This is a genomic window from Rhodococcus sp. KBS0724, assembly GCF_005938745.2.
In the GTDB taxonomy this organism is placed as follows: Bacteria; Actinomycetota; Actinomycetes; order Mycobacteriales; family Mycobacteriaceae; genus Rhodococcus_F.
Window position 1 is genome coordinate 2316211 of sequence record NZ_VCBX02000001.1, and the last position, 17164, is coordinate 2333374.

The window sequence follows — 17164 nt, forward strand, 5'->3', positions numbered from 1 at the left end:
ACAGCGCTGACGGTGCAGCGCTGTCGGTCGGCCCGAGATTCAGGCTGGGGGTTTCAAGCAGAGGGCACCTTGTCGAGGAACCCGAGAACAAGCGTCAACCGGCCGTCGTCATTGCGCTCGATCACGTCGAATCCGTCGATGAGGGAGTCCGCGCCGGCCGGACCGAGTTTCCAGCCGAAACGAGCTTGACTGTGGTGTGCGTCCACCGGTCCGGCAAGGGTGAAGATCATGCCCGGAAACTGCTGCTGCACAGCGCTGATCATCGCGTCGATCTGGCTGTGTCCGGTCACGTCTGCCAGCGGATCGGTGTACCGGCCGTTGGGCGCGAACAACTGCTCGATTCGTTCCTGACGTGCTGAGGCATCGGTTTCGTTCCACAGATCGATGTAAGCGTGTGCGATTGCGTCGAAGTCACTCATGACAGATCCTCCTGGTTGTCGAGGTCCGGGGGTCGGTTTCCCGGCTGAGATCACTGTGCCAAGAGGATGTGACGTCAGTCGATTACCTCGGAGGTCATGGCGCTGGTTACACCGTGTCGCTACGTTGAGTGGATGACCCAGAGCGCGCAGGTGGGAGCCCAACTGAAATCGTGGCGTGAGAGGCGGCGGCTCACTCAGATGGGGCTTTCGTCAGCTGCGGGAGTCTCGACGAGGCACCTGAGTTTCATCGAAACCGGTCGATCGAAACCCAGCAAGGACATGATCATCCTCTTGTCGGAGTGTTTGGAAGTGCCACTGCGGCAGCGGAATACGCTGTTGTTGGCGGGCGGTCACGCGCCGGCCTATTCGGAAAGTGCGTTAGCGGAAACGCCGATGTCCGCGGTCAGTGACGCCATCAACCGCATCGTCGACGCCCATGACCCGTACCCGGCTGTGGTGGTCGATCACCAGTGGGATCTGATCGTCGGCAATCGGGCGGTAAGCATTCTGACGGAAGGGTCAGCGGCGTTTCTTCTGGAACCGCCGGTCAACGTGCTGCGACTGAGTCTGCACCCCGAAGGTATGGCGCCGCGCATCGCGAACTTGGCGCAGTGGCGAACTCACGTGATCGCCCGGTTGCGCCGCGAAGTCGAGGTAACCGCCGACGCGCAATTGGGCGCTCTGCTGGAAGAACTGCGGACATACCCCAGTGGCGGGGAGTGGCACGAGGACGAAACGAGTTCTCTGTTGGTGCCCTTGCGGATTCGCGCGGGCGAGACCGAACTGGCGATGTTCAGTACCACCACCGTGTTCGGTACGCCGCGCGATGTCACCTTGGCCGAGATCGCGATCGAATGTTTTTATCCGTCCGACCGCGAGACTGCGGAGTTCTTCCGAGCGAAATTACAGTGACTTCTTGCCGAACTTCAGCTTCCAGGGAACCAGGGCCGATTCCAGTTGAACGGACAGGCTCATCTTCGAGACGCCGTCGGTGCGCTCCTCGAAACGGATCGGGGTTTCGGCAATCTTCATGCCGCGCTGCACAACTCGGTAGTTCATCTCGACCTGGAAGGCGTAACCGTTGCTCTGCACCGATTCGACGTCGATGGCGCGCAACGTCTTTGCGTGCCACGCCTTGAATCCGGCGGTGGCGTCCTTGACGTGCAGCCGCAGGATTGCGTTGACGTAGAAGTTGGCCCACGCCGACAGTGCCTTGCGGTGCCACGGCCAGTCGCCGGCCACGGCGCCGCCCTCGACGTAACGCGAACCGAGCACCACCGCGGCATCGGTTGTGGTGAGGATCTCGATCATGGCGGGGATCACTTCGGACGGGTGGGAGAGATCCGCGTCCATCTGAATGACGATGTCGGCATTCTCGGCGAGGGCCCGCGTCATACCGGCGACGTACGCGCGGCCGAGTCCGTCCTTGGCGGTGCGATGCAGAACACCCACCGGGATGGGGCCGTCGATGCCGAGTTTGTCCGCGACCTCGCCGGTTCCGTCGGGGGAGTTGTCGTCGACGACCAGGACAGCCAGGTTCGGGATCTTCAACGCGGCGAGACGATCGACGAGCTTGGGCAGGTTTTCACGCTCGTTGTACGTGGGTACCACGACGGTAATCTGCGGAGCGACGTTGTTCATAACACCTTCGTATGATCTGTGATCCCGACTTGCCGGATGAAGCGTACGACGAGGTCGGTCGCGAACAAAGTCAGAATTTTACTACCTCGGGTAGTTGACTCAGAACCGGCCGCCGCCGCCACCTCCGCGACTGCCGCGGCCTCCGCCGCCGCCACCGAACCCGCCGCCGCCGAATCCGCCGCCCCGTCCGCTGCTGCTCGGACCGCCGTACGAGCGCGGTCCACCGCCGCCGCCACGGAGAACACTGTTGATCAGGATGCCGCCGAGAATGGCGCCGGCCGCATTGTTGCCACCACCGCCACCGCCGCGGGGACGCTGGTTTGCCTCCCATGTGCTGACGTCGCTCTGCGCCGCCCGCAGAGCATGGGTGGCCAGCGTTGTTGCGGCTTGCGCGTGTTGCAGGGCCGTCGACGGATCGGTGCCCTGCAACTGCTGAGCGGCCTGCAGATGGCGCTGGGCTTCGGCGTAGCGAGTGCGAGCCTCGGCGCCGATGACGCCACGTCGGGTATTGAGGAAGTCGCCGGCAGCGGTGACCTGTGCCTGGGCCGCCAGAATGTCCTGCGCGAGGCGTTGCTGCGCCCGTTCGAGCTGTTGCTTCTGCTCCTGAGCCTCCGCGAGCAACGCGTCGAGCTGTGCGTCGGCGGCCACGATCTGATTGAACGCGCCGAGAGGATCGCTGTCCTTCGATGTCTGCGCGTGAGCCAACGCGGCTTGCGCGCCGGCCTTGGCTGCGGCCAATCGATCGCCGCCCTGGGCCAGGTAGGCGTCGGCAGCGGTGATGCCCTGCTGAACGTCGTCCATCGCGGCGGGGAGGGTAGCGATGGCGTTGCGGATATCGTCTGCCGCGTGATCCACGGCGTCGAGAAGTTTGCGAGCCTGATCGAGTGCGGCCTCGGCGGTTCGAATCGCTGTGACGGCGGCGCCCTGCTTGCCGGCGGGCAAGGCAACTGCGTCGCGGCCCTGCTCGATGGACTGCTCGGCCAGTGTCAACCGTTCACCGGCCATCGTGACGTTGCCTGCCACCGGCGCCAACGTCGGAGCGGGGAACTGGTTCTTCAGCTCGTTGAGGATTTTCTCGGACTCCGGCAGGCGGACGCTGACAGCCACAACGGCCTGCGTCAGAGCATCGAGGCGGGCAGGCGCATTGATGAGAAGGTCACGCATATTGTCGAACTCTTCGACTCGCGCTTCCAGTTCCTGATCGGCACGGCCGCACGAGGAAATGATGTCGATGAGCATCTGGCGTCGCTGCTCGGGTGACTCCGGGATGGCGTCGTCGAGCTTCTGCCTGATGCCGAAGGCGCCGGCGAGCGTCGCCTTGGCCTTGTCGAAGGCCTGGGCAAACGGCGCGACTGCCGCATCGCCGAATTCGCTTCGCGCGAGTTCGAGTTCTTCCTGGCTCGACGCGATTGCGTTGTCGGTCTCGACGAGAATGGCCTGAGCTCGATCGTCGAGCGTCGGCAACGGAAGTGCATTCAGACCGGCGATGTCGTCGGGTGCGATGTTCTTTGCGGCCTCGAGGCTGGCCTTGTCCCGATCGCTCTTCCGTTTGCGTGAATACAGAACCACTCCGCCGGTTCCGACGATGACCGCGCCGCCGCCGATGAGGAGTGTGCTCACCGACATACCGCCACTCTTGGCGTTTGCGTCACCGAGCGCGCCGGCAGTAGCAATCGCGGCCCCTGCCCAATCGCCGTCGGCGAGAGCTGGTTCCGTCGCGTCGGACTTGATGGAGTCGATGTCGGACTGTGTGATGTTGGTCAGTCCGGGCGGCACGTCGAGGTAGTAAGCCTCCTCCGTGGTCGCGACGGCAAGCAGGACGTCGGTGCCGCTGAGTGTCGACTTCGTTGCCGTCTGATCGGCCCACGCTTGGCCGCCCATCTCGTTGAAGTCGGGGACAAACGCAACCCACAGATCGATCTGATGGTCTTCTTTGAGTTGGTCGAGCGCGGCTTGAATGTCGTCCTTCTGTCCATTGCTCAGAACGCCCGACGTATCGGTGATCTGGTTGGGAAGGACCAACGGCGGATCCGCCGACGCTGCGGCGGGGCTGAAGATCAATGCCAGGATCGCGAGGATCGCCGCTACGGCGCTCGCGCTTCCCCAACGCCGGATCAGCCGGACGGATGCGCGGCCGTGGTCTGCTGGAGACGACTGCTCGATGTGTGCTGCGAAGGCCATGACGCAAATCTAACCGCTAGGGCGCGTCGGCAGCGCGGGGGAGCGATCCGGGCTGGCACAATTGCGGGAGTGAAACCAGCTTTCGGCAACCGCTCCCGCAACTCTGCGCCCTCCGGGGCTGGTGGCGGCTTCGGCGAAGGTCTGGCGCGATGGACCCGACGGTTTATCGCCGGGGCTCTACTGATGACATTCGTCTTGATCGGCGGAACGGCGGTCCGGGTCTGGCAGGTTGCGCGGATCGACGACACGACACCCGCCGACGCGATTGTGGTTCTCGGCGCTGCTCAGTACTCGGGAACTCCGTCGTCGGTATTCGAGGCGAGGCTCGAGCAGGCGTACAAGCTGTACAAGCGCGGGGTGGCGCCGCAGATCATCACGGTCGGCGGCAAGCAAGAAGGTGACGAGTACACCGAAGCCGCGTCGGGAAAGATGTATCTCACCGACCGCGGGATTCCGTCGAGTGCGATCACTGCCGTCGAAACCGGTTCGGACACCCTGCTGAGCATTGATGCTGTCAGTGACGAAATGGCCTCGCAGGGAATTAATTCCGCAGTTCTGGTCAGTGACCCGTGGCATTCCCTGCGCACCCGAACCATGGCCCGCGACACCGGCCTCGAAGCCTGGACTGCGCCCACTAGGCAAGGGCCGGCGGTGTTCACCCGCGAGTCCCAACTTCATGGCATCGCCCGTGAAACCGGCGCTCTGCTCTGGTACCAACTGACACACTTTTCCGCTGACTTCCCCTACACGGCAGGGCAATAGGAACAACCGAGATGACGGCACACACCACGTACGGCGGCGGAACCTACTCCGAGCACGATCTGGAGCGCTTTGTTGTCGAGGCGCCCAAGCGAGCGGGATTGCCGGGTACACAAATTGCCGCCGCCCAACATCGGTCCGACTTTTCGCGGGATCGTGCTCGCGTGCAGCACTCCGCGGCGCTACGACGCCTCGCCGACAAAACCCAGGTAGTCGGTCCTCGCGACGGCGACACCCCGCGTACTCGGCTCACACACTCGATGGAAGTTGCGCAGATCGGTCGCGGTATCGCCGACGGCCTCGGCTGTGATCCCGATCTCGTGGACCTTGCCGGCCTCGCCCACGACATCGGGCATCCCCCATACGGTCACAACGGCGAGAAAGCTCTCGACGAAGTCGCGAAGGACTGCGGTGGATTCGAAGGCAACGCCCAGAACCTTCGTATCCTCACCAGCCTCGAACCCAAAATTCTTGGTCCGGACGGCCGCAGCGCCGGGCTCAACCTGACCCGAGCTTCCCTCGACGCCGCAATCAAGTACCCGTGGACCCGGCCGGAACCTGGAGCCAAGTTCGGAGCCTACGACGACGACGCCGATGTGCTGGCCTGGGTCCGCGACGGTGCGCCAGGGCGTCGGCAAGCGTTGGAAGCTCAGGTCATGGACTGGGCCGACGACGTCGCCTACTCGGTACACGACGTCGAGGACGGCGTGATCGCCGGCCGGATCGACCTGCGGTCACTGGCCGACCCGAGTGAGCAGCGCGCACTCGCCGAGTTGGGGGCCTCGGAGTTCCGTGGCCTGGTGATCGATGATCTGATCGACGCGGCGCAGCGGTTGTCTGAACTGCCCGTAGTTCAGGGCGTCGGCAGCTACGACGGGACGCTGAACAGTTCCGTGGCGCTGAAGAACCTGACCAGTGAATTGGTCGGACGCTTTGCGACGGCAGCTATCGCCCGCACCCGACTGACCAACGGCGACCGGCCGCTCTCGCGATACCAAGCAGACCTCGACATCCCCGAAGCTGTGGCGTCCGAAGTCGCGCTGCTCAAAACCGTTGCGCTGTATTACGTGATGTCCGACACCGGGCACAAAGCGCGCCAAGATCGTCAACGTGACCGAGTTCATCGCGTCGCGGAATGGCTGCTCGCAACGGCGCCCGCCGGATTGGACCCCATTCTGCTGCCGGCCTGGGAGCGAGCGGAAAACGACGCGGCCCGCACCCGCGTCGTCGTGGATCAGATCGCGTCGTACACCGAGAGTCGCCTTGAGCGGGTCGACAAAGCGAGCCTCGGCGCGCAGGCCAGTTGGGGCTGACTGTTCAACTCGAGGGCGTTTGCGTCAGCGCCCATTCTGCGACGCGCCGCGCACTCTCGGCTTCGCTGAGGTCTTCGACACGCGTCATGATGGACCAACGCACGCCGAAGGGATCGCGGATCGAGGCAAACCGGTCGCCCGAGACGAACGTGCTCACCGATTCACGAACGGTCGCGCCGGCTTTTACTGCTCGCTCGACGACCGCGTCGACATCCGAGCAGTACAGCCCCATCGAGTAGGAGTCGGCATCGCCGGCAGGTGCCTCGACGAGGCCGTAATCGGCGTTGGGTTCGCCGAGTTGGAGCCGACCGTTTCCGAAATCGAGGTCGGCGTGGACGACGACGCCGCTGAACTCGGTTATGTCGACCACGCGTGCGCCGTATACAGACCGGTAAAATTCAATCGCGTCGGCGGCTCCCTTGATCGCCAGAAACGGGGTCAGGCTGGTCGAGCCGTGTGGGATGCCGTCTGTTGTGTGTTCGCCGGTCACACCCTGCTGGGAAATGCTGTCTGGGTTCATGAACCGAAGGTAACGCCGTCAGCTGGGTCGTGGCTTGAAGATTCGCGACGAATGAGGAGGACGACAGTTGGTCATGCCCGGTGACAGTCGTGGGATTCTGTACCCCACCAAGCTCCCGACGTTCCACCGCGAACCGGCCGACGCCTCGTTGGAAGGGCGCATCCGCTGGTTCTGGATTCCGCGATGGCAGCTGGCGCCCGGCCGAACGGTTCGCCAGGAAGTGCTGCCGTTCCCCGCTTCCAATCTGGTGGTCGAACCCGGCGGAGTGTCTCTGGTCGGCCCGTCGACGGGGGCGTCATACCGTGACCTGTGCGGTAGTGGATGGGCGGTGGGCGCGCTGCTGCGGCCGGCGGGCCTCGCGTCGTTGCGAGCTGATCCGCAGACCATCCAGAACACCGAAGTGCGTATCTCCGCGCCGGACTTGCATGAGGCAGTCATGTCGGCGATGGGTGAGGCTGACCATGAGGTGGGAAGGCAGCGTGCGATTGCGGTTTTCTCCGAGTGGGCGGCCGAGCACATTGCGCCGGACGACGAGACTGGTCGACTGGCAAATGCCATGGAAGACCTGATCGCTTCGGATCGGACAGTGATCCGTGTCGGTGATATCGCCGAACTTCTGGGCACCTCCATGCGTGGTGTCCAGCGCCTCGCCCAGCGATACGTCGGATTGCCGCCCTTGGCGATCATTCGACGCTACCGACTTCAGGAAGCCGCGCAGCGACTACGCGAGGATCCGTCGGTGAAGATCGCGCAGGTGGCGGCCGATCTCGGTTACGCAGACCACGCCCACCTGTCCGCCGACTTCCGCAACGTCCTCGGTTTCACGCCGAACTCCTACCGCCGACATCCAGACCGCCCGTGACGAACTTGCCGTGTCAGGCGCAGTTCGTGGACCGCCTAGACTGACATACGTGGCGGGCCGAATTTCTGACAGAGACATCGCGGCCATTCGCGAACGCACACGCATCGAAGACATCGTCGGTGAGTACGTCTCGCTCAAGCGCGCGGGTGGCGACTCCATCAAGGGGCTGTGCCCGTTCCACGACGAGAAGTCGCCGTCGTTCCACGTTCGCCCCAACCACGGGCTGTATCACTGCTTCGGTTGCGGTGAGGGCGGCGACGTCTACTCCTTCCTGCAGAAGATGGACCACATCAGTTTCGTCGAGGCCGTCGAACAGTTGGCCGACCGGCTGAACTACTCGATTTCCTACGAGGGCGGGGGCCCCTCGGTACAGCGGGATCGTGGCACGCGAGCGCGCTTGATCGCGGCCAACGCGGCTGCGCAGGAGTTCTATGCGGCGCGCCTGCGGGAGCCAGACGCCCAAGCTGCGCGCGACTACCTCACCGAGCGCAATTTCGACGGCGCTGCGGCATTGCAGTTCGGCTGCGGCTACGCCCCCGAAGGCTGGGACACACTCACAAAGCACTTGATGGCCAAGGGATTCGAGTTCAAGGAACTCGAAGCTGCCGGCCTGTCCAAGGAGGGTCGACGCGGCCCGATCGACCGTTTTCATCGTCGACTCCTGTGGCCCATCCGGAGCGTCGCCGGTGACGTGATCGGCTTCGGCGCCCGCAAACTTTTCGACGACGACACCATGCCGGGCAAGTACGTCAACACCCCGGAAACCATCCTGTACAAGAAGTCTCAGGTTCTGTTCGGGCTCGATCTCGCGAAACGCGATATCGCCAAGGGACATCAGGCCGTGGTGGTCGAGGGATACACCGACGTCATGGCGATGCATCTGGCCGGCGTCAAAACTGCCGTCGCGTCGTGCGGCACCGCATTCGGTGAGGAACACCTCGCGATGCTGCGCCGACTCCTGATGGACGACAGCTACTTTCGCGGCGAGATCATCTACACCTTCGACGGTGACGCCGCGGGGCAAGCCGCCGCGATGAAGGCTTTCGAAGGTGACCAGAAGATGGCCGGACAGACGTTTGTTGCCGTCGCACCCGACGGCATGGACCCGTGCGACCTGAGGCTGGCATCGGGCGATGCCGCAGTCCGCGACCTCGTGGCCCGTCGAACTCCGATGTTCGAGTTCGTGGTCAAGTCGATACTCACCGAGCACGATCTCGACACCGCGGAAGGCCGCGTCGAGGCCTTGCGCCGAACCGTCCCCGTCGTCGCGCAGATCAAGGAATCGACTCTGCGTGACAGCTACGCGAACCTGCTGTGTGGGTGGGTCGGTTGGGACGACCTCCCGTCCGTGCGTCGACGCGTCCGTGACGAAGCTCGCAAACGTGCCTCCACCCGAGGTTCCTCACCGGCGCCGAAGCGTCGTCAGGTCATTCCAGAGCCGAGCGACGACGCGCTTGCACTGCCGATCGGCATCTCACGGCCCCGGCCCAACGACCCAGGGCTGTCCACGCAGCGAGCAGTGCTCAAAGCGGCCCTGCAGTACCCAGGGATCGCGGGAACGGTCTTCGACTCACTGCCGGTCGAGACGTTCACCCATCCCGCCTACGTGGCAATCAGGCAGTCGATGTCCGACGCCGGAGGCACAAGCAAGGGCTACGGCGGCGCCGAATGGATCGAGGTCGTGACCAAGGGCGTCGAAGATGTGACAGTCGCCTCAGTGATCTCCGAACTGGCCGTCGAACCGATGCCGTGCGACGAGGACACAGTTCCTCGCTACATCAGTGGCGTGCTCGCGCGGCTGCAGGAGGCATGGGTCGGCGAGCAGGTCGCAGACCTCAAATCGAAACTGCAGCGCATCTCACCCGCCGCAGCACCCGAGGAGTACAACTCGCTGTTCGGTGACCTCGTAGCGCTAGAGCAGTACCGCCGACAGCTGCGTGAGCAAGCCGTCGGCGACAACAGCGTCTGACCTAGCGGTTCTTCTTCAACTGGTCATGGGGGATCAGGATCGTGGTTTCCTCGTTGATCGGCTTCATGGGCTCGAGTTTCGGTTGCGTGCTGAGCGAGTCGGCCAGCTTCTGGCGTGACGCGTCGAGCACCTTCTTCGTGGCAGGACTGGTCGCCACCGCCTTCGCGGCCCGACTGATCTGTTCGTACCGGGCGCGGCCTGCCTTCGTCCCCAGGACGTACCCAGCGGCAACACCGATCAACAAACGCATCATTCCTGCTTCCCTCCAGCACCGATCGTCCTGCCTCCATCCTGCCTGATGACTCGCTGGGCAGGCGATTTGGTACTTCGGCGGTGGATTCGCTACAGTTTCTCAGGCAACGCCGGAACGGGCGAAGCGAGCAAGACAATCCCCTGTAGCTCAATTGGCAGAGCTTCCGACTGTTAATCGGACGGTTGCTGGTTCGAGTCCAGCCGGGGGAGCGTTCAGAGAAGTCCCTGATCCGCAACAGCGGGTCAGGGACTTTTTTGTTTCAAGACAATTCGATCCCGAACTTGGCAGAAGCGCAGGTTCTGTCACTCGGCCAAGCTGACTGTCCTACTCGTCCGAATTGCTCACATTAGGACCGAACGTCCTCCCCGGGGTGGACTAACTGCTTCCGAGGGGCGAGACTGACATAACTTGAGCGGGACCGTTCGGTCCAGAAGTGCTCACCGGAAGACCGAGTTGAACGAACAAAGGACTTGAGCATGAACCTTTGGGTCGACAACTCATGCAGGCCGCCCGATGGCTGGGTATGGGCGCAGACGAGCTCAGGGGCTATCGACGCACTCTGTTTCGGCATGGTGGAACGCCTCTCGCTCGGTGACGAATTGGGCGGAGGTGACACCACGCGTCCAATTATCCGCTGGATGCGTGAAAACAGTGTGTGGCCAAAAGATATTCGAGTACATTGCGCCAGCCGAGTAGGTGCCGAGTGGCTCACCGGAATGATCGACCGATACCGCAAGTAACCTGCCAGGAATTGCCGTGATGCCCCGCCCCCGACGAATCGGGGACGGGACACGCCAGCCGGCACGTCAACATCCCGGAGGCGTCAACAGCCCGTTGCTGGACGTACTGGCAGAGCCGCGCTCAGTCCTTCACAACAATTATGTAACCAATGGGTCCGAAATCGAAACCCTCATTGCGGACAATCAGGCCATAGTCGACGGATTCGTTCCGGACCGCCGGTCGATGAAAAACGACGGTGTGCTGATTGTGGCGCGCTCTCGGTCCGTAGCCCGTTGATCGCCGGCCTTTGTATTGGGCTGTTCCAGCACTATTCGTGGAGATGATTCGTCTGCTGTTCGTGCCTCTCTGCACGTCGCAGTTCGGCGGCGGATTCCTCGAGTTCGGTGTGGCTGATTGCTTGTCCGATCCAGAGTGCGGCAAACATGGCCACGAGGATCCAGATAGCGACAATTCCGGCAATCCACCACATAGCTGAAAGTGTGCCACAGCGAGGACGGAGGTCTAGGCACAGTCGTTGGGTTACCTCAGATTTCACCCATCCGGAATTGCTCACGTGTGGTTGGTGGGCGAGGCTGCCTATGTCTCGTTTCGATCACGACCAGGTGGGTACACGGTTCGCAGGCCGCGACGGTCGGGGTAAGCATGCGGTCTCGCAACCTTGCGGTTCAGGTTCTTGTCGGTTGAGCACACAGCCCTCGAGAGCCGCTGTCGTTTTGGGACTTCCTCTTCGGATTACCTCCCGCAAGATGAACGACGCCCCCGCTCTCATCGCTGAGAGTGGGGGCCTTTGTCGTCATCCACGTTGAGCACACAACGCGGGGACCCTCTATCCGTGCCGAGCTGACCCCTCATGTCTGGCCGCATGTCCACCGTAGGCCTGCGCCCACAATCGTGTCAGCTTTCTGCGCAAGATCATTGGACCGAACGACAGTCTCAGGCTCTCGTTGCCGGCCGAAGTCTTCAGCGCGAGAAGCGCTCCTCCAGTTCGGCGTTGTTGATGGCGCGGCCGAGCCAGATCGCAACATAGGCGCCGGCAGCAGTCCACCCGACAATAATTTCGGCTATCCACCACATGGCAGGAGCTTCGCACGTAACGTGCTGACGCACTGGACTTTTGTCCCGCGATGCGTGAATGAAAGGTCCCTGCAACGCAATTGTGACCCCACCTACACGGGTCGAATTGGCCGACTGCAGGCTACTCGAATTGCGCGCCAGGGCCGTGGGTTTGGTTGATGTCGAGCGTGACCTCGACATCCTCGGCGGGCACACCCGCGAGAAGGTGCACGGCGTCTGCGACCATTTCGGGAATCTGATCGAGACGGCGCGCTTGGGTGAATACTCCCTCGACCTCGGGCACTTCGACGGCCCACCAATCGCCGGATCTTGTGACTTCGGCGGTGACCTTCATGGAATGCCTTTCTGGTCGGTCGTCGTTCGAAGCTGATGGTTGTTCGAAACGAAAGCCCGGCGCAGGATTCTGCGCCGGGCCTCGGTGTTCGTGGTGCGAGCGACTACTTCGCTGCGCGGTCCGAAGGCTCGAACAGGCGAACGATGTGGGCCGGGTTGATGTAGTAGACCCCATTGGGGGAGTTGAGAACCAACGTGTCCTCGGTGAAGTCTTTGACGGTGCCGTTGAGCTTCGCGCCGTCGGACATGATGATCCGGATCGTGGCCTTGGAGTTCTTGAATTCAGAGAGTGCAAGCTTCATGTGATGATCCTGTTCAGTGGGGTGTGCTCTCCAACGTTATCGGGTTCCGGCACCCGTGCGAACCAAGTCGAGCTACCTGCTTCGATATGAGTTGAACCAGTCACACCCTGCCCGGTTGTGATTCGCGTCAGCGGTGCCGGTAACATTCGGACTCGCCGAGATGTCATGCAACTCGGATGGGGCGGTAGCTCAGTCGGTTAGAGCCGTGGACTCATAATCCATTGGTCGCGGGTTCGAGCCCCGCCCGCCCCACGTCAGATGCCCTGTCTCGTAGGTCGAGGCAGGGTCTTCATCGTTTATGGCAACGGCTTTGTCCAGCAAGTCCGCGACTTCGGAGTACCGACCGCGTGTCTCCGATCGTAGAAGAGCGTGGCCACTAGCTTTCGGAACGCGTGAGTCGTGCTGGTCGCTACGCCCAGTCCCTCGAAGACCTTGCCCCATATGTTTACCAAAACTGTTCGGGTCGCTCAGCGTCCAATCATTAAACGATTTGGTCAGAGCCTTCAGGAAATTCGAAAGGCCGGCGGCGCAATGCCTTTCGGGCTCTTTTGAGGGGTTAATATTGAATTGCCTGACTTTTGCCAAATGTGCTCCAGCTGGATCTGGTATTCAAAAGTGGAAGCTACCACCCTCTAATTCGACCGCATGGGATCATCTCGGCATGAGAACAGGACTTATGCCCGCTGTCGCTGTCATTACAATATCGGCATTGTCATTGATCGGATGCAGTAGCGATGCTGATCCATCCATATCTGCGTCGACTTCAACCGCCTCGGTAGTTACCAAACCGCCGACATCTGCCCCTTCGGTTCCTCCCGTCGCAGTCAAGACATCGATAACCTCAGTAGTTGCGCCTGACATTCCAGGCAAGATTGTTGTGCGAGAAGACGCCAGTTCGTGCGTCAATCCCAGTCCAGCTTCGCCCGTTTCTCTGGTCTCTACATCGACCGAAGTGGGAGTCGCGGGGTATGCAGGGAACGCAGTTCGAGTCACCTGGACCTACTCTGGTGATTTGCCGGCTGCTGGCACGGTCTTATTCTCTCTGACTGGCGCCAATCAAGCGGGTACCGTTGTCAAGCAATTGGGATACAAGACGTTGGACGGACAGCAGATTGCATACTTTGTATTCGATTCGTCGAGTAAACAGCTCAACTTGGCTGGCTTTCCAGACACAAGCGTTCCCGGCGAGATATCAGCTGTCATGCCCAGCGCTGCAGTCGACGCGCTAGGGCAGAATTGGCATTGGTCATCTTCGCTCAATGTAAACGGCCATGATGTGGACATCTGCCCGAATTAGGCACTCACGATCACTTGTCAAGATGTAAATCCTTCTGGCCTGAACGTGTGCGTGCGCTGCTAAGTCGCTTCGCTGGCACCTCCGATCTTGAGCAGCTGGCGGCGCAGGCTGGATAGGGATTTTTCGAGATCGCAATTGTTTCTCGGCATCGCTGTTGCCTCTTGTGAGTAGGGGTACCTCTTTGGACTGCCGGTCAGCCTCTGGTTTTCGTGAATCGCCTCAGGCTTTCGCCTTGCGTCGTGATCGATCGCGGAGCGGTCTGCCTAAGCTGCCCAGTCATCTCTGTCTAGGAAAGGTCTCCACAAAGAGTTGCGAACGTTCAATCCGGTTGGCACTACTGTCGAACTATGCCGATCACGCCGGACACGAAGAACTGGACCTGGGTGCTTGAACGCCCCTGCGCGGAGTGTGGGTTCGACTCGAGCACCATCACCTTCGCAGATGTTCCCGACCTGGTCCGCAGGAATGCGGCGGCCTGGGGTGAGGTGCTTCAGCGCGAGGACGTGACGATACGGCCGAACAGCGAAACCTGGTCCGCGTTGGAGTATGCCGCCCACGTACGTGACGTGTTCAGGATCTTCAAGGTTCGGCTCGAACAGATGCTTGAATTCGACGATCCGCATTTCGAGAACTGGGACCAGGATGCGACAGCAATTGCCGATCGCTACAACGAGCAGGATCCGGGAAAAGTCGCTTCGGAATTGGCTGAGGCAGCCGAAGCCGTCGCGAGCGCATTCGAATCAGTTGCCGACGACCAGCTGGATAGGCGTGGGCTCCGCAGTGACGGATCGGCGTTCACCGTCGAATCGTTGGCGATGTACTTCGTCCATGACCCGATCCATCACTTGCACGACGTTTCGGAGTAGTCAGAGCCCGCGCACCTCCTCGAGAGTTTTCCGGGCACCGACGGAGTGCAAGGAGTCGAGTGTTGTTCGGAAGCTCGCGACAAATCGTCGATTGTCGACCAGGTCGCCGAAAACGGCGCGGTTGCCGATGAAGGCGAGTGGGTCGACCGACTGCTTCTGAGCAAGTGGCACCAGCGTGTCTGCCATTTGATCGACAACGGTGATCGGATTGCCGTGCTCGTCGACACCCTCGGCGTAGCGAGCCCAGCTGGCCACGATTGCGGTGGACAGATTGATGGGCCCCCCGCTGTCGAGTTGCTTTCGAATGACCGGCAAGAGCCACTTGGGAATTCGATCGGACGACTCGGCGCACAGACGCGCAATCGTGTCGCGGACCTGCGGGTTCGAGAATCGTTCGATGAGAGTCTTCTTGTACTGGTCAAGATCGACGCCTGGCACCGGGTCGAGGGTGGGGGTCGCTTCGAGGTTCATGTAGTCGAGCAGGAAACCGGACAGGAGTTCGTCCTGGCATGCCTCGTGAACGAGACGGTATCCGGCGAGGTAGCCGAAGTACGCAATGCCCTGATGGCTGGAATTGAGAAGGCGTAGCTTCATGAGTTCGTACGGGCGAACGTCCGGCACCATGTTCACGCCGGCATTTTCCAAAGGTGGCCTGCCCACGGTGAACTCGTCTTCGAGAAACCACGCGGTAAACGGTTCCGCCGCGACGGGCCATTGATCGTCGACGCCGAACGCCTGCGCGATCTCGGTGGTCACCTCGGCTGTCGTGACGGGTGTGATCCGGTCGACCATGGAGTTGGGGAACGCGCCGTTCTGCTTGATCCACTCGGCAAGTTCGGGATCCTTCAGGGCGGCAAATGCTCCGAAAGCTGTTCGTGCGACGGCACCGTTCCCTTCGATGTTGTCGCAGCTCATGATGGTGAAGGGTGCGAGGCCGCGTTCTCGGCGAAGGGCGAGGGCGTCGCAGACCAGTCCGAAAGTCGTGCGGGGGAGGGCGCCGGGCCGAAGATCATGTACGACATCAGGATTGGTCACGTCGAACTCGCCGCTCGTGTGCGAGATGTTGTAACCGCCCTCGGTGATGGTGAGGGACACGATCTTTGTGGACTCCGACGCCATCTTCTCGATGACCGCGCGTGGATCGTCCGGAGCAAACAGGTACTCGACGATAGACCCGATGACCCGGCCCTCGAGCGTTCCGTCAGCGTGCTTGAGCGCCAAGGTGTACAGACCGTCCTGGGCGCCGAGCGCATCCTTCATCCGCTTGTCCGACGGCATCACTCCCACACCGCAGATGCCCCAGTCGAAGCCTTCGCCGCGACGCAGGAGGGTGTCGATGTACATCGCCTGATGTGCTCGGTGAAAGCCGCCGACGCCAAAATGCACTATGCCGGTGGTGACTTTGCTCCGGTCGTAGTTCGGCACTTCGAGTGAAGCATCGAAGTCGCGCAGGGTCTTCGTGTTGAGTTCCATGAAAGTTCTAGTCTCCTTCGGCGACGATGACAACGGCTTTGATGCTGCCTGGGACGCGATCAGCCACCAGGGCCTCTTGCGACTGTTCGAGTGAAAAGCGGGCTGTGACCATGGAATCCAGATCGACACGGCCGGCAGCGACCAGTGCGGCGGCGATCGGCCACGTGTTGGCGTATCGGAACACGCCGGTCAGGATCAGTTCGCGGTTCTGAATGATTGGGACCGGCAAAGGGATTTCGTCGGCGCCCATTCCTACCAAAACGACTGTGCCCGCAGGCCGAACGGCGTGAATACCGTCGATCACGGCGGCCGTGGCACCCGACGCGTCGATGAACGCGTCGACGCCGAGGGAACGCACATCGCTCTCGCGGGGATCCACCACGGTGGTCGCGCCGAATCTCAGTGCCATCTCGCGCCGTGCCGCATCGATGTCCGAGACGATGACCTCGGTGGCACCAAAAGCCTTGGCTACCTGCGCGGTCACGATTCCGACGGGTCCGGCGCCGGCGATGAGGACTCGAGACCCTGCGGTGATGCCCGCCTTCTGGACAGACGCAATGCCTACGGAGAGGGGTTCGAACAGCGCCGCGGCTTCATAGGACACGGAATCAGCGATGGGATGCGCGAAGTCGGCACCGATCGTGACGTAGTCCGTCAACGCACCGTCGATGGGAGGCGTCGCAAAGAACTCCATGTGTGGGCAGAGGTTGTACCTGCCTGCCTTCGATTCCGAACTGGTCGGATCGGGCTTCTGCGGTTCGATGGAAACCCGTTGTCCGATGCGACTGGGATCAACACCGTCCCCGACGGCTGCGATCCGGCCTGACGCCTCGTGCCCGAGAACGAGGGGAGCGTCGACCGCATAGGGGCCGATACGGCCTTCACGAAAATAGTGCGCGTCGGATCCACACACGCCGACTGCGTGGACGCGGACGAGGACTTCGCCGGGTCCAGGCGATGGTCGCGGTCTTTCCTCCATCTGCATCTTTCCGACTTCAATCAGGACATTTGCCCGAATTGTTGCAGGTAGATCGATTGATTCACCGGAAACTGTTGTGTGGGTCACAACGTAGATGTTAGCTTAATGAGCATAAGAACATCTAGTGAGCATTTGCTCACGATCAAATGAATCAACGTCAAATGAATCAACAAGGAGAACGC

The 17164-nt window shown here is 61.7% G+C and carries 17 protein-coding genes and 2 tRNA genes; 9 read left to right on the forward strand and 10 right to left on the reverse strand.

Features of this window, described 5'->3' with window-relative positions; all coding sequences use genetic code 11:
• Window positions 1-53 precede the first annotated feature (53 nt).
• Window positions 54-419 (reverse strand): nuclear transport factor 2 family protein, encoded by a 366-nt coding sequence (locus FFI94_RS10660; RefSeq protein WP_138872918.1) that lies wholly within the window; start codon window positions 417-419, stop codon window positions 54-56.
• Between the two features lie 132 nt (window positions 420-551).
• Here FFI94_RS10660 and FFI94_RS10665 point away from each other — a divergent pair, with 132 nt between their 5' ends.
• Window positions 552-1331 carry a helix-turn-helix domain-containing protein gene (locus tag FFI94_RS10665; protein WP_138872919.1) on the forward strand — a complete coding sequence of 260 codons (780 nt, stop codon included), beginning with the start codon at window positions 552-554 and terminating at the stop codon, window positions 1329-1331.
• Here FFI94_RS10665 and FFI94_RS10670 read toward each other — a convergent pair.
• Together FFI94_RS10670 and FFI94_RS10675 are read right to left on the reverse strand one after the other, a co-directional pair.
• Window positions 1323-2060, reverse strand: coding sequence for a polyprenol monophosphomannose synthase (locus FFI94_RS10670; RefSeq protein WP_138872920.1), 738 nt, complete (start codon window positions 2058-2060; stop codon window positions 1323-1325). The genes FFI94_RS10665 and FFI94_RS10670 overlap by 9 nt on opposite strands.
• A 99-nt stretch (window positions 2061-2159) precedes the next feature.
• Window positions 2160-4241, reverse strand: coding sequence for a TPM domain-containing protein (locus FFI94_RS10675; protein WP_138872921.1), 2082 nt, complete (start codon window positions 4239-4241; stop codon window positions 2160-2162).
• A 69-nt stretch (window positions 4242-4310) separates the two neighbouring features.
• On the opposite strand from FFI94_RS10675, the gene FFI94_RS10680 reads away from it, so the two are divergent.
• Window positions 4311-5003 carry a YdcF family protein gene (locus tag FFI94_RS10680; protein WP_138872922.1) on the forward strand — a complete coding sequence of 231 codons (693 nt, stop codon included), beginning with the start codon at window positions 4311-4313 and terminating at the stop codon, window positions 5001-5003.
• An 11-nt stretch (window positions 5004-5014) separates the two neighbouring features.
• Window positions 5015-6313 carry a deoxyguanosinetriphosphate triphosphohydrolase gene (locus FFI94_RS10685; RefSeq protein ID WP_138872923.1) on the forward strand — a complete coding sequence of 433 codons (1299 nt, stop codon included), beginning with the start codon at window positions 5015-5017 and terminating at the stop codon, window positions 6311-6313.
• 4 nt (window positions 6314-6317) lie between these two features.
• Here the strand turns inward: FFI94_RS10685 and FFI94_RS10690 are convergent, their stop codons facing one another.
• Window positions 6318-6833: a glyoxalase/bleomycin resistance/extradiol dioxygenase family protein gene (locus tag FFI94_RS10690; protein ID WP_138872924.1), complete on the reverse strand. Its 516-nt coding sequence runs from the start codon at window positions 6831-6833 to the stop codon at window positions 6318-6320.
• Window positions 6834-6906: 73 nt separating this feature from the next.
• Between FFI94_RS10690 and FFI94_RS10695 the strand changes: the two genes are divergently transcribed.
• Complete coding sequence (locus FFI94_RS10695) at window positions 6907-7695, forward strand: helix-turn-helix domain-containing protein (RefSeq protein ID WP_138872925.1); 789 nt, start codon at window positions 6907-6909, stop codon at window positions 7693-7695.
• Window positions 7696-7744: 49 nt separating this feature from the next.
• The gene (gene dnaG, locus FFI94_RS10700; RefSeq protein WP_138872926.1) at window positions 7745-9664 is read left to right on the forward strand and encodes a DNA primase; all 1920 of its coding nucleotides are present in this window, start codon (window positions 7745-7747) and stop codon (window positions 9662-9664) included.
• Window position 9665: 1 nt separating this feature from the next.
• Here the strand turns inward: dnaG and FFI94_RS10705 are convergent, their stop codons facing one another.
• Complete coding sequence (locus FFI94_RS10705) at window positions 9666-9917, reverse strand: hypothetical protein (RefSeq protein WP_033233058.1); 252 nt, start codon at window positions 9915-9917, stop codon at window positions 9666-9668.
• Between the two features lie 136 nt (window positions 9918-10053).
• Between FFI94_RS10705 and FFI94_RS10710 the strand changes: the two genes are divergently transcribed.
• Both FFI94_RS10710 and FFI94_RS10715 read left to right on the forward strand, forming a co-directional pair.
• A tRNA-Asn gene (locus FFI94_RS10710) sits at window positions 10054-10126 on the forward strand.
• Between the two features lie 267 nt (window positions 10127-10393).
• The gene (locus FFI94_RS10715) at window positions 10394-10657 is read left to right on the forward strand and encodes a cyclic-phosphate processing receiver domain-containing protein (RefSeq protein WP_138872927.1); all 264 of its coding nucleotides are present in this window, start codon (window positions 10394-10396) and stop codon (window positions 10655-10657) included.
• A 308-nt stretch (window positions 10658-10965) separates the two neighbouring features.
• Here the strand turns inward: FFI94_RS10715 and FFI94_RS33620 are convergent, their stop codons facing one another.
• The 3 genes from FFI94_RS33620 to FFI94_RS34170 all read right to left on the reverse strand — a co-directional run bounded on the left by FFI94_RS33620 (window position 10966) and on the right by FFI94_RS34170 (window position 12367).
• Entirely contained in the window at window positions 10966-11127 is a 162-nt protein-coding gene (locus tag FFI94_RS33620) for a hypothetical protein (RefSeq protein WP_185993174.1), read from the reverse strand.
• 726 nt (window positions 11128-11853) lie between these two features.
• Entirely contained in the window at window positions 11854-12066 is a 213-nt protein-coding gene (locus tag FFI94_RS10720) for a transcriptional regulator (protein ID WP_138872929.1), read from the reverse strand.
• A gap of 103 nt (window positions 12067-12169) precedes the next feature.
• Complete coding sequence (locus FFI94_RS34170) at window positions 12170-12367, reverse strand: hypothetical protein (RefSeq protein ID WP_258957221.1); 198 nt, start codon at window positions 12365-12367, stop codon at window positions 12170-12172.
• A gap of 178 nt (window positions 12368-12545) precedes the next feature.
• Between FFI94_RS34170 and FFI94_RS10730 the strand changes: the two genes are divergently transcribed.
• Both FFI94_RS10730 and FFI94_RS10740 read left to right on the forward strand, forming a co-directional pair.
• A tRNA-Ile gene (locus tag FFI94_RS10730) sits at window positions 12546-12619 on the forward strand.
• Window positions 12620-14011: 1392 nt separating this feature from the next.
• Window positions 14012-14530: a DinB family protein gene (locus FFI94_RS10740; protein ID WP_138872930.1), complete on the forward strand. Its 519-nt coding sequence runs from the start codon at window positions 14012-14014 to the stop codon at window positions 14528-14530.
• Here the strand turns inward: FFI94_RS10740 and FFI94_RS10745 are convergent, their stop codons facing one another.
• Window positions 14531-16003, reverse strand: a complete 1473-nt coding sequence (locus tag FFI94_RS10745) for a mannitol dehydrogenase family protein (RefSeq protein WP_138872931.1) — start codon at window positions 16001-16003, stop codon at window positions 14531-14533. It lies immediately after the preceding gene.
• Between the two features lie 7 nt (window positions 16004-16010).
• Complete coding sequence (locus FFI94_RS10750; protein ID WP_138873723.1) at window positions 16011-17021, reverse strand: NAD(P)-dependent alcohol dehydrogenase; 1011 nt, start codon at window positions 17019-17021, stop codon at window positions 16011-16013.
• Between the last annotated feature and the right edge of the window lie 143 nt (window positions 17022-17164).